The sequence below is a fragment of the Paraburkholderia monticola genome, from assembly GCF_001580545.1.
Lineage (GTDB): Bacteria > Pseudomonadota > Gammaproteobacteria > Burkholderiales > Burkholderiaceae > Paraburkholderia > Paraburkholderia monticola.
The window spans coordinates 130,702-142,226 of sequence record NZ_LRBG01000002.1; the positions used below are offsets into that span (position 1 = coordinate 130,702).

General features: G+C 62.7%; 14 protein-coding genes, 1 tRNA gene and 1 riboswitch. Of the genes, 3 read left to right on the plus strand and 12 right to left on the minus strand.

Going from position 1 to position 11,525, the window contains the following annotated elements:
• Window positions 1-116 precede the first annotated feature (116 nt).
• From CI15_RS02685 to CI15_RS36310, 3 genes are all read right to left on the minus strand, one after another.
• Window positions 117-491: a hypothetical protein gene (locus tag CI15_RS02685; protein WP_062124117.1), complete on the minus strand. Its 375-nt coding sequence runs from the start codon at window positions 489-491 to the stop codon at window positions 117-119.
• 194 nt (window positions 492-685) lie between these two features.
• Entirely contained in the window at window positions 686-949 is a 264-nt protein-coding gene (locus CI15_RS02690; RefSeq protein WP_153041036.1) for a hypothetical protein, read from the minus strand.
• Between the two features lie 311 nt (window positions 950-1,260).
• Entirely contained in the window at window positions 1,261-1,500 is a 240-nt protein-coding gene (locus CI15_RS36310) for a hypothetical protein (protein WP_153041037.1), read from the minus strand.
• A gap of 289 nt (window positions 1,501-1,789) precedes the next feature.
• On the opposite strand from CI15_RS36310, the gene CI15_RS02695 reads away from it, so the two are divergent.
• Window positions 1,790-2,113, plus strand: a complete 324-nt coding sequence (locus CI15_RS02695) for a hypothetical protein (protein WP_062124120.1) — start codon at window positions 1,790-1,792, stop codon at window positions 2,111-2,113.
• A gap of 163 nt (window positions 2,114-2,276) precedes the next feature.
• Here CI15_RS02695 and CI15_RS02700 read toward each other — a convergent pair.
• From CI15_RS02700 to ydfG, 9 genes are all read right to left on the minus strand, one after another.
• Window positions 2,277-2,352, minus strand: a tRNA-Lys gene (locus tag CI15_RS02700).
• Window positions 2,353-2,536: 184 nt separating this feature from the next.
• Window positions 2,537-3,286 (minus strand): tol-pal system protein YbgF, encoded by a 750-nt coding sequence (ybgF, locus tag CI15_RS02705; RefSeq protein ID WP_062124122.1) that lies wholly within the window; start codon window positions 3,284-3,286, stop codon window positions 2,537-2,539.
• A gap of 20 nt (window positions 3,287-3,306) precedes the next feature.
• Window positions 3,307-3,813, minus strand: coding sequence for a peptidoglycan-associated lipoprotein Pal (pal, locus tag CI15_RS02710; RefSeq protein WP_027196775.1), 507 nt, complete (start codon window positions 3,811-3,813; stop codon window positions 3,307-3,309).
• Window positions 3,814-3,845: 32 nt separating this feature from the next.
• Complete coding sequence (tolB, locus tag CI15_RS02715; RefSeq protein ID WP_062124124.1) at window positions 3,846-5,138, minus strand: Tol-Pal system beta propeller repeat protein TolB; 1,293 nt, start codon at window positions 5,136-5,138, stop codon at window positions 3,846-3,848.
• A gap of 136 nt (window positions 5,139-5,274) precedes the next feature.
• Window positions 5,275-6,306: a cell envelope integrity protein TolA gene (tolA, locus tag CI15_RS02720; protein ID WP_062124126.1), complete on the minus strand. Its 1,032-nt coding sequence runs from the start codon at window positions 6,304-6,306 to the stop codon at window positions 5,275-5,277.
• Window positions 6,303-6,749 carry a protein TolR gene (gene tolR, locus CI15_RS02725; RefSeq protein WP_062124128.1) on the minus strand — a complete coding sequence of 149 codons (447 nt, stop codon included), beginning with the start codon at window positions 6,747-6,749 and terminating at the stop codon, window positions 6,303-6,305. The genes tolA and tolR overlap by 4 nt, the downstream gene beginning before the upstream one ends.
• A gap of 10 nt (window positions 6,750-6,759) precedes the next feature.
• Window positions 6,760-7,437 (minus strand): protein TolQ, encoded by a 678-nt coding sequence (gene tolQ / locus CI15_RS02730; protein ID WP_012431821.1) that lies wholly within the window; start codon window positions 7,435-7,437, stop codon window positions 6,760-6,762.
• Between the two features lie 187 nt (window positions 7,438-7,624).
• Complete coding sequence (gene ybgC / locus CI15_RS02735) at window positions 7,625-8,089, minus strand: tol-pal system-associated acyl-CoA thioesterase (RefSeq protein ID WP_062124131.1); 465 nt, start codon at window positions 8,087-8,089, stop codon at window positions 7,625-7,627.
• Window positions 8,090-8,286: 197 nt separating this feature from the next.
• A complete protein-coding gene (gene ydfG / locus CI15_RS02740; protein ID WP_062124132.1) occupies window positions 8,287-9,033 on the minus strand; it encodes a bifunctional NADP-dependent 3-hydroxy acid dehydrogenase/3-hydroxypropionate dehydrogenase YdfG in 747 nt (248 codons plus the stop codon).
• 247 nt (window positions 9,034-9,280) lie between these two features.
• Window positions 9,281-9,407, plus strand: a riboswitch (ZMP/ZTP riboswitch).
• 178 nt (window positions 9,408-9,585) lie between these two features.
• Between ydfG and glyA the strand changes: the two genes are divergently transcribed.
• Both glyA and nrdR read left to right on the plus strand, forming a co-directional pair.
• Window positions 9,586-10,833 (plus strand): serine hydroxymethyltransferase, encoded by a 1,248-nt coding sequence (gene glyA / locus CI15_RS02745; protein WP_062124133.1) that lies wholly within the window; start codon window positions 9,586-9,588, stop codon window positions 10,831-10,833.
• A gap of 6 nt (window positions 10,834-10,839) precedes the next feature.
• Window positions 10,840-11,322: a transcriptional regulator NrdR gene (gene nrdR / locus CI15_RS02750; protein ID WP_062124135.1), complete on the plus strand. Its 483-nt coding sequence runs from the start codon at window positions 10,840-10,842 to the stop codon at window positions 11,320-11,322.
• The last annotated feature ends 203 nt before the right edge of the window (window positions 11,323-11,525 follow it).

Genomic DNA, 11,525 nt, shown 5'->3' on the forward strand with positions numbered 1-11,525 from the left:
TGACCCACAAGGCGCGGTCTTCGGGAGTTATAGCCGACGGCGCCCGCATGCGCAAGCACCGTTCCTGCCTCACCCACGCGTGGTGACAAGGAGATGAAAGACGGCGGGAAGTCAGCCTACAAGTGCAGCCGCGATTCGGAATACGGTGACGTGTGGATGACGACCGCCTCGTCCGCATCGCTTTTCGCGACGCGCCGCCGGCCCGACATGCGATGCCACGAGAACGCGACCACGATGGAGAGCGCATACGCGCCCGCGCGCTGGAGAAACGAGGTCGGCTTGGCGAATTGCCCGTAGCGGCTCTGCGCATCGGCGAACACGAGAAACGTCAGCAAGCCGTCGAGCACGCACGCGATCAGTGCGAGCACAATGAAAATTGCCGGACCACTCAATACGGCGCCCGACCCGAACCGGTTATAGAGGCGACAGGCCATCGATACGATGGCAAGCAAAGCGAGGTTCGATAGCAGATCGAACAGAAAGTTGGTCATTATCGATTCTATGAAAGAGCAATGCGCCATGGAGTTTCCGGAACGTTTGCTCGCGCAAGGTTCAGACATGCTCCGCTGATTCGGCGGCGATCATTGCATATCTTTTTATCTCGATAAATAGCCAGAAAAGGCGCAGGTGTCGATGCGGCGCCAAGTACTCTGAAGATTTATAGGACTGCGACTGATTTCGTGCGCTACCCCTCAGAAGCGATAAGAAACGCCAATCTCCAACGCATGCCGTTGGTCGGAACCGAGTTGCCGTAAAGACCACCCTGACGCAGTCGAATGCCGTCTTCGTAGCGCTTGCCGCCGACCTTGAAGTTGTGCGACAGATGGATCGCGTTGAAGTCCGCGTGCAAGCCGAACCATGAGTGGACGGTCCATGCCGCGCCAACCCCGACGCCGAGCATGCCGCCCTGAAGAGAGACCCCCTGGGCTTGTGACGTTCGATCAGACACGGCAAAGCCACTACCCAGATTACCTTGGCAGCTTTCATGGGTACCGCCTGAACGGCGGGGGAAGACCGATCGTTGCGGGACGCGCTCGCCTTTTTGTCGTCTGTTCTTCTCTATTGCTTGCAGCACGCTCGAAGGCGTCGTGAAGCGATCATGCGAGCGGACGCCTGGCCGGTCTGAGAGGTGGCGAATCATACGACAAATGAATCGGGTCGTAGGGCGAATTGCTGGGCAGATCGTCGGAAGAAGAGGGGTGTCGTGGTGGATGAGGCTCGAGTAGCGGCGTCACAACTCAGATCGAGCGACGGCGGATTTCAGGTGCGAGGCCTGCGCGTGAACCGCCGTCTCGCTTTGGGTCTGGCCACCTCCTGGACGAGGTCAGAGAAGTGTGCATCGCCGATGACGCTTGCCCATGCATTCATCCAGCAGGTTGCAAGCGCCTTCTCAGCCTCTGAGTCAGCGCGCATCAGGCGGCGGGTGGCAAGCAGCAGACGAGCCACCGCATATTCCTTGCGTGTGCATTCCCGACGCAAAAGCGAATGTTTCTTCTGCATGGCCGGTGACCAAAAGAAAGCGAAGGAGCATGGCAAATGGAATCGGACAGCATTGCATCGTAACCGAGGAATCAGCGTGCGGCGCGATCGACGGACTGCTGTCGAGTAAGGGTTCGCTCCAGACCGGTGCGTTCGCAAGCAACGACCGTTGCGTCGCCACACCCGCCACTGTGGCGAAAATACCAAATCAGGATGGTTTCAATATTGACGAGTCGCGCCGTCCTTTTGTACGTGCGAGGATGAAATCGTCACTATGTCTGACACGAAGATCCAGACTTACGGGGGCTTCATGAGTAGCATTCCGCTTATCTGGGCAGCGGTGCCGCATAACAGCGACGGTGTTGTCTTTCAGATCCGGCTTGGCCGCGGACTTCAGCGTTTTCACGTGTCGCGCCGCGTGCTCGAGGAGGTGTTCGAGCTCGAGCGCAAAGCGTCCGACGCGCGCCAGCTCGAATTCTTCTACGCGCACGAGCAGCGCATTCTTGCGCGCGCCAATGCAAAACGGTCGACGGCGAGTTCGGCCACCGTTTCGCTACTGCTCGCCGATTTCGGCATGTCAAACGATAACGAGCGTTGGGCGGGGGCGAGCGGCATCGCGCACGGGCTGATGTAGGCGAACCGCTGGTTGGTTCACGCACTCATGCGATGATCAAGGGCTCGCCGTGCCCCGATGTTTTCGGTTAGCGCGCTTTGAGCTGAGTTGGTACGCGTGCCCGTTTTCCAGCCGGAAAAGGAAAAGGGCCGACATGCTTTCGCATGTCAGCCCTCGAATCTTTTGGTAGGCCGTACGGGATTCGAACCTGTGACCAACGGATTAAAAGTCCGCTGCTCTACCAGCTGAGCTAACGACCCAAAAGAGAAGCGAGATTATATAAGCGCACCCACGGCCTGTCAACTCGACGAGGCCCGCTGCCCAAAATGAAAAGCCCGGGCATCGCTACCCGGGCTTTCCAGCGAGAGGCGCGCGTGGCTATGACTTCGGACACTGCGCGTTACTGCCAACTACATCAAAGCGTGATCCATCTACCGCCTGGCGCTACTTGATCTGCGACAGCTTGCTCTGCGCCGACTGCGCGACATCCGAGCCGGCGTATTGCGCGACGATCTGCTCGAGCGTCTTTTTCGCCGCAGCCTTCTGGCCTTGTTCGAGCTGATTGTTCGCAATCGCGAGCAACGCTTCCGGTGCGCGCGGATGCTGCGGGTACTTGGCCACGATGCCTTGCCAGATCGCCGTCGAGCCCTTGTAGTCGCGCAATGCATACAGCGCGTTGCCTAGCCAGTACTGCGCGGTCGGCTGATAGGGGCTGTTCGGATATTTGGAGATGAAGCTGCGGAACGAGGCCGCCGCGGTCTTGAAGTCGCCGCTGCGGAATTGCTGTGAAGCCGCGTTGAACGCATCGGTTTCACCCGGCTGCACGTCGCCCTGGACGCCGTCCACCGTCTGCTGCTGCGGCTCGAATTTCTTCAGGCGCGTGTCGAGATCGGTGTAGTAGTCCTTCTGCTGCTTTTGCAGCGTCGTGAGCTGGTTCGCCATGTCCTCGTTCTGTCCGCGCAGCGTCGCGACCTGCTGGTTGAGCTGGTCGAGACGATTGGACTGGTCGAGGATCGTGCGCTGCGCCGCCGACAGCTGACTCGACAGACTATCGGTCTTCGAGCGCAGATCGAGAATGGCCTGGCGGGCCTGATCGTCGTCGAACATGCCCGCATGGGCGGGCACGGCCGCGAGGGCCGTGCCTGCGACGCAGGCCGCTGCGGCAAACCGCAGCCAGGAGAAACGATGCGTCATACGGCTCATCACCTGTTGACTTACTGTTGATACACGAGGTCAGCGCGGCGGTTCTGTGCCCACGACGCTTCGTCATGACCCGTTGCCAGCGGCTTTTCCTTGCCGAGGCTCACGGCTTCCATTTGCGAATCCGACACGCCCATCAGCGACAGCGAACGACGCACCGCTTCAGCACGCTTCTGGCCGAGTGCCAGGTTGTATTCGCTGGTGCCGCGCTCGTCGGTGTTGCCTTGAATCAGCACGTGACGCTGCGGGTGGCTCTTCAGATATTGCGCGTGTTGTTGCAGCAGCGGTTGGTAGTCGTCCTTGACCGAGTAGCTGTCGAAGTCGAAGTAGATGCTGCGCTTCGCGAGCGGGCTGTTCGGATCGTTCAGCGGGTCGACGTTGACCGTCGCGACGTCGTTCGGGTTCGGTTGAGCGCCGCCAGCGCCCTTGTTGGCATTTTCGTCGAGCTTGACGCCCGAGTGACATGCGGCCAATGCACCGACCATCACGACGGCGAATGCGAAACGAAGTTTGGACATCATTTGATTACTCTCCTTGTGTTATTGCATCAACGTTATTGCATAAACGGGCCCCAGGACGGCTCGCGTACGCTGCCACCCTGAACGGACAGGACCTGCCGAGTGCGACCGTCGGTCGATACTGCGGCCAACACGCCACGGCCGTTCACCTGAGTGGCGTAAAGAATGTACTGACCGTTCGCCGCGAAGCTCGGCGATTCGTCATGTGTCGTGTCCGTCAGGCCCGTGGCCGTTCCGCCTTGCAGGTCCTGGATGTACAGCTTGAATGCACCACCGACGCGCGAGATATAGGCAAGCTCCTTGCCGTCAGGACTCACACGGGGGCTGGTGTTGTAGCTGCCCGTAAACGTGACGCGTTGCGCGTTGCCCGCGCTTTCGCCTTGCGCCGGCATCTTGTAGATCTGCGGTGCGCCGCCGCGGTCGCTCGTGAAATAGATCCACTGACCGTCGGGAGAGTAGGTCGGCTCGGTGTCGATCGAGCTGCCCTGCGTGAGACGACGCAGGCCGCTGCCGTCCGAGTTGACCGCGAAAATCTGCGTATTGCCGGTGCGCGACAGCGCGACGGCGAGCGTGCGGCCATCCGGCGACCAGGCCGGCGCGCTGTTGTTGCCCTTCTGATCCGACACGACGGTGCGACGGCCCGTGGGCAGATCGTGGATATAGACGATCGGCTTCTTCTTCTCGAACGACACGTACGCGACCTTGGTGCCGTCAGGCGACCATGCCGGCGAGATGATCGGCTCGGGGCTCGACAGCGCGATGTGTGCGTCCTGACCGTCCGAATCAGAGATCTGCAACTGATAGCGGTTGCCGGACTTGATCACGTACGACAGGCGCGTCGCGAACACGCCGCGATCGCCCATCAGTTTCGCGTAAATGTAGTCCGCCACCTTGTGCGCGCTCATGCGCAGGCCGCTTTCCGGGCTCACCAGCACGAGGCCGCCGAGGCTTTCGCCCTTGACCGTGTCGTACAGCTTGAAGCGCACTTCGTACTGGCCGCTCGGCAGACGGTTCACGCTGCCCGCGACGAATGCATTGGCGCCCTTGGCCTTCCATGCGCCGAGGTCGACGGAATCGGTCTCGGCCACCGGCGTCGAGCCTGCGTCGATATTGGTGAATTTGCCGCTGCGCTGCAGGTCCTCACGCACGATCCTGCTGACTTGCTGCGGGGAGTTCGCTTCGTTGGCGAAATTCGCCGTTGCGATCGGAAACTGGGTGGATCCGACGCCCGTCACGAGGACGTTGAGTTGTGCGTTGGCGGCGCCGCCGACGGCGATCAGGCACGATGCCACGAGTGTTCGCAGGCCTAGCTTGGTCATCAAACTCATGCTGTATGGGTTCCTCAAAACGGTTTTACTCAATACTCAAAGACAGCAGACAGACCGGAAAACGGCTATTTCGTTCCCACGGAACGCCGCGCTGGGTGGGGCGCGGCGTTGGTCGTTAGTCAGTTGTCAGCTGCAATCATGCGGCCGGACGCAACGTGATAGTGAAGGATTCTGGTGTCTTTCCATTGACGTCCCGTGGCATCGGATCGGAGGCCTTAACCGCCCGCAACGCGGCGGCATCCCACGCGGAGTTGCCGCTGCTGCGAATAATGTTTGCGCTCAGCTGATTACCGTCCGGTGAACATCGCACGGCGATCACGGTTTCGAGACCTTCCGTTTCGCCGCCCCAGGTCACATGCTGGAGCACCAGCCGGCGTACCTTGTCCGCGTAACCAGGCGATGCCGCCGTGCCGCCCGAGCCGCTACCCGTTCCGCTCTTGCCCAGTCCGTTGCTGCTGGTACTGCTGCCGCCCACGCCGCCCGCGACGCCCTGCATCTGCGCCAGCCGCGCGCGACGATCGGCGTCGAGCTGCTTCTTCGCCTGCGCGGCCGCATCGGCTTGCGCCTTGGCCTTCGCCGCTTTCTCGGCGTCAGCCTTCTTCTGAGCATCCGCCTGAGCCTGCTTCTGCTCCTGCTGTTCTTTCAGCTGCTGCTGCTTCTGCTGCTCGGCGAGTTGCTGTTGCTTGAGCTTCTCGGCCTGCTGCTGTTGCTGCTGTTGCTGCTGCTGCTTGAGCTTCGCGGCTTTCTGTGCGGCGAGCTGGGCCGCCTGGTCGGCCGCCAGCTGCTGCTGACGTTTCAGTTCCGCGTCCTGCTGCTCTTTCAGTTTCTGCTGGCGCTGCTGTTCGGCCAGTTGCGCGGCGCGAGCCGCTTCCTGTTGCTGGCGCTTCTTTTCCTGCAGCGCGATGTCGGCCTGCTCGTCGCGCACGGGCGGGGCAGGGACGACCGGCGCGGGCACGGGCGGCGGCGGAACCGGACGCGGGATCGCCGAGTCCGGCACCTCGGTCCACAGTTCCGCCTGCTCGCCCTCGGGCGTGCTGTTCTGCCACTGGATGCCGTGATACAGGAAGAATCCGAGCAGCGCATGCATCACCAGCGCGAACAGAAAAGCTCGCCCGGTGCCGCGTTCACGCGGTGGCTGAAGCGGATAATCGGAGTTCTTGCGGATCATTGCGATTTGACGAGCAATCCAACGCGCTTGACGCCCTGAGCCTTCAGCTGGGACATCACGTTCATCACGACTTCATACTTCACGGTTTTGTCCGCGGCGATCACAACGGGCTGATCGGGGTGCGATTGTGCCCGATCGGCGATGAAACCGTTGAGGCCAGCCTTCGTCATGTCTTCCTGCTGCTGGGTGCCGGAGTCGTCCTTGTACTTGACGCTCATGTTGCCGTCGGCGCGGATGTTGACGATCACGGGCGGGGTCTGCTGCTGGGGCGCGGCGCCGCCGACGGTCGGCAGATTGACGATCGACGGCGCGACGAGCGGCGCCGTGACCATGAAGATCACGAGCAGCACGAGCATCACGTCGATGTACGGCACGACGTTGATGTCGGCCATCGCGCGCCGCTGACGCGAGCCGCGCATGCTGGAGGAGCGGGAGCCTGCCATCGTGGCCTCCTTACTGTGCCTGGCGCTGCAGGATGTTCGAGAACTCTTCGATGAAGGTTTCGAAACGGATCGCCAGGCGGTCGATGTCGTGCGCGTAGCGGTTGTAGGCGACCACGGCCGGAATCGCGGCGAACAGGCCGATCGCGGTGGCGGTCAGCGCCTCGGCGATGCCAGGAGCTACGTTCGCGAGCGTGGCCTGCTGAACGTTGGCGAGGCCGCGGAACGCATTCATGATCCCCCACACCGTGCCGAACAGACCGATATACGGGCTGACCGAGCCGACCGACGCGAGGAACGCGAGGTTCGCTTCGAGCACGTCCATTTCGCGCTGGAATGCGGCGCGCATCGCGCGTCGCGCCCCGTCGAGAATCGCGCCGGAATCGTTCAGGCGCTTCTCTTTGCCTTTCAGGAATTCGCGCATGCCGGACTCGAAAATCCGCTCGAGCGCGCCGATCGTGTGGCGGTTGTTCGCGGCGCTCTGATACAGCGCCTGCAGGTCGCCGCCCGACCAGAAATCGCGCTCGAAGCGTTCAGTTTGCGCGCGCGCCCGGCGAATCGCAAACCACTTGCGGAAGATGAAAGTCCAGGAAAGCAGCGACAGCAACAGCAGCAGAGCCATGACGGCCTGGGCCAGCAGGCTCGCATTGAGTACGAGTGAAACGATCGACAGATCTTGTGTAGTGTTCATAAAGGTTCGTTTTAACGTCCCGGGAAGGGGGCGTCCGGCTGCAAGGCCGCTTCAAGCTTGCCGTGGGCAATACGGAAGCTTCGGCGATTTCGAAGCCGAACCATGCTTTGTGTTTCCTGACCGGTATGAGTTCACTGGCCACTTAACAACGAGGCGCAGGCATCGTTCGTTGACATGTCGCCGCTGCTCAATCCTCGTGCTGGCTCACGCCCGGCCCGCCACGCAGGGCGGCGAGGACCGACGCCGGAATCGCTGCCGGTCGCAGCGTCAAGCGGTCTACGCAGCCAACCCGGACCGAGCCGGTAGCAAGCAACGTGCCTTCGCGCCACGCTTCCTGCACGAAATCGACCGAAGCTCGGCCAAGACGCTCGATCCGGCTGACAATTTCCACGATATCGTCGAGCCGGGCCGGGGCCCGATAGTCGACCGCGGTACTTCGCACGATGAAAATCGCGTCGCTTTCTTCCGCGAGCCGATGCTGGTCGACACCGCACGCGCGCAGCCATTCGGTGCGCGCGCGTTCGAAAAATTTCAGGTAGTTGGCGTAAAACACGATGCCGCCGGCGTCGGTATCTTCGTAGTACACGCGGATGGGCCACGTGTAGCCGATTTCCGTGCCGGGCTGGCTGGTCGACATATTCATGCGGCGCATTCTACCGGAACGCACACCCTGGGGTCTGTTTCAAAGTGTGCGGCCCGTGCGGCGGGCGTCGGCGGTGATTGTGGCCGGCTTTGCCGGCCGCGCCGGGACCGTGAGCAGCAGGATCCCGTTTGCCGCGCGAACCAGCCGTGAATGACAATGGCGAGGCGGATTGCCGCACCGGCGGGCGTTCCCGCCCGCCCGCAATCTCAGCCGCGATGCACGGACAGGCCGGCGAACGACTGCGCGACCGGCATCAGCTCGATCGTGTTGATGTTGACGTGGGCCGGGCGCGTGGCAATCCAGTAGATCGAATCGGCGATGTCTTCGGCGGTCAGCGGCTGCACGTTTTCGTAGACCTTGGCGGCCTTGTCGTCGTCGCCGCGATAGCGCACGTTCGAGAATTCGGTGCCGCCGCACAGACCAGGCTCGATGTCGGTCACGCGCAGCGCGGTGCCGGCGAGGTCGGCGCGCAGGTTCAGGCTGAACTGGCGCACGAACGCCTTGGTCGCGCCATACACGTTGCCGCCCGCATACGGCCAGCGGCCGGCCACCGAGCCCAGATTGAAGACATGCCCGCGATTGCGCTCGACCATGCCGGGCAACAGCGCATGCGTGACCTGCACGAGCCCGGTGCAATTGGTCTCGATCATGGTGTTCCATTCGTCGAGGCTCGCCTTCTGCGCCGGCTCGGTGCCGAGCGCAAGGCCGGCGTTGTTGACGAGCACGTCGATCGCGGCGAACTCGGCCGGCAGCGAGGCCGGCACGGCTTCGACGGCGGCGCGGTCGCGCACGTCGAGCTCGTACGGCAGCAGCGCGTCGCCGAGCTCGTCGGCGAGTGCCTGCAGGCGGTCCTTGCGGCGAGCGGTGGCGACGACACGATGGCCACCCTTGACAAATGCGCGGGCGATGGCGGCGCCGAAGCCGGCCGACGCTCCAGTGACAAACACGATCATTGCAGTTCCCTGGTCGGTAAAAAACAAAGGCCCCAAGCCTACTTCCATTGCGGCGCTGCGGCAAGGATGCACGAGCCGGATCGGCGAGCGTCGCGGCGGGGCGCAACGGGTGCGCGGCGCGCCCGGCGCACTTTCGGCGAAGGGTTGCGCGGCGCACCCGTCGATCCGGCTGGATGCCCCGCCAGCGGCCGTCCGAGCGCCGGCAAGCTGGTTGCCTATTCGGGCCTCTTCCAATACACTAACGCGCTCGACCCTGCGTGACTGGCGATAGAACCGAGTCGTCCGACTCAGCCGATTCAACCAATCGGGTTCAAGGTGGAACAACCCACCGTGAAGCGCAGGGTGCCGTTTTGCCGTTCGCCTGGGCAGCCGTGAACCGTGCGCTTCGATCTGCGCTAACGGTGGCTGGCCTGCCTCGCGTGTTCGGCGTCTCTCCACTCGCGACGTCACGGCAGGCCTCGCCGCCGGCAGCGCTGCGTACCCCGCTGTGTACCTTCTACGCAGGATTCGGCGCGCGATCCGGTCAACCTGAAAACACTCAACGGAACCCGTATGTTTGACAGAGCCCAAAGCACCATCGCCAACGTCGATCCTGAACTCTGGAAGGTCATCGAGCAGGAAAACCGCCGTCAGGAAGAGCACATCGAACTGATCGCGTCGGAAAACTACACGAGCCCGGCCGTGATGGCCGCGCAAGGCTCGCAACTCACGAACAAGTACGCCGAAGGGTATCCGGGCAAGCGCTACTACGGCGGCTGCGAATACGTCGACGTCGCCGAGCAGCTGGCGATCGATCGCGTGAAGCAACTGTTCGGCGCCGAAGCCGCGAACGTGCAGCCGAACTCGGGCTCGCAGGCGAACCAGGGCGTGTTCTTCGCGATGCTCAAGCCGGGCGACACGATCATGGGCATGAGCCTCGCGCACGGCGGTCACCTCACGCACGGCTCGCCGGTCAACATGTCGGGCAAGTGGTTCAACGTGGTCAGCTACGGCCTGAACGAAGCCGAAGACATCGACTACGACGCGGCTGAAAAGCTTGCGCAGGAACACAAGCCGAAGCTGATCGTGGCGGGCGCATCCGCGTTTGCGCTGCGCATCGATTTCGAACGCATGTCGAAGATCGCGAAGTCGGTTGGCGCCTACTTCATGGTCGACATGGCGCACTACGCCGGTCTCGTCGCCGCGGGCGTTTATCCGAACCCGGTGCCGCACGCCGATTTCGTCACCACCACCACGCACAAGAGCCTGCGCGGCCCGCGCGGCGGCGTGATCCTGATGAAGGCCGAGTTCGAGAAGCCGATCAACTCGGCGATTTTCCCGGGCATCCAGGGCGGTCCGCTGATGCACGTGATCGCCGCGAAGGCCGTCGCGTTCAAGGAAGCGCTGTCGCCGGAATTCAAGGTGTATCAGCAGCAGGTCGTCGAGAACGCGCGCGTGCTCGCTGAAACGCTGGTCAAGCGCGGTCTGCGCATCGTGTCGGGCCGCACCGAAAGCCACGTGATGCTGGTCGACCTGCGCGCGAAGAAAATCACCGGCAAGGCTGCGGAAGCGGCACTCGGCGCGGCGCACATCACGGTCAACAAGAACGCGATCCCGAACGATCCGGAAAAGCCGTTCGTGACCTCGGGCATCCGCCTCGGTTCGCCGGCCATGACCACGCGCGGCTTCGGCGTGAAGGAAGCCGAGCAGGTCGGCAACCTGATCGCCGACGTGCTGGACAACCCGGAAGACGCCGCGACGATCGAGCGCGTGAAGGCTCAGGTCGCCGAGCTGACCCAGCGCTTCCCGGTCTACGGCTAAGCCACCATGCATTGCCCCTTCTGCCGCCACGCCGATACGCAGGTCGTCGACTCGCGCGTATCCGAAGACGGCGCGACGATTCGCCGGCGCCGCCGCTGCCCGGCCTGCGACAAGCGTTTCACGACGTATGAGCGGGTCGAGCTGGCGTTGCCGTCGGTCGTCAAGAAGGATGGCACGCGCACGGAGTTCGATCGCCGCAAGATCGTCGCGAGCATGCAACTGGCGCTGCGCAAGCGCCCGGTTGCGGTGGACGAGATCGAGGCGGCGGTCGCCCGCATCGAGTATCAGCTGCTTGGCAGCGGCGAGCGCGAAGTGCGTAGCGAGCGTCTCGGCGAACTCGTGATGAACGAGTTGCGCGCGCTCGACACGATCGCCTACGTCCGTTTCGCTTCCGTATACCGGCGCTTCGAAGACGTCTCCGAATTCGAGGATGTGATCGAGGAATTCCGCCGCGCCTCTTCGCCGCCCAAGCCTTCCCGCAAGCGTTAAGCGAATCCGTGCCGCCGCTGGATTGCGGTCATTCGCGTTAATCGCCTCGCGCATTTCGCGCTTCATTTCACGCATCGCCTGTCTCGCCCCCGTGATGGATCGTCACGTGCATTGTTGCGCGCGCTAGCGTCTGAATGCCACCTGGCCGTTCGGACGATGTTCGGCGCACTCGCATATCGCTAGATTGTCTGCATCCGTTCAAA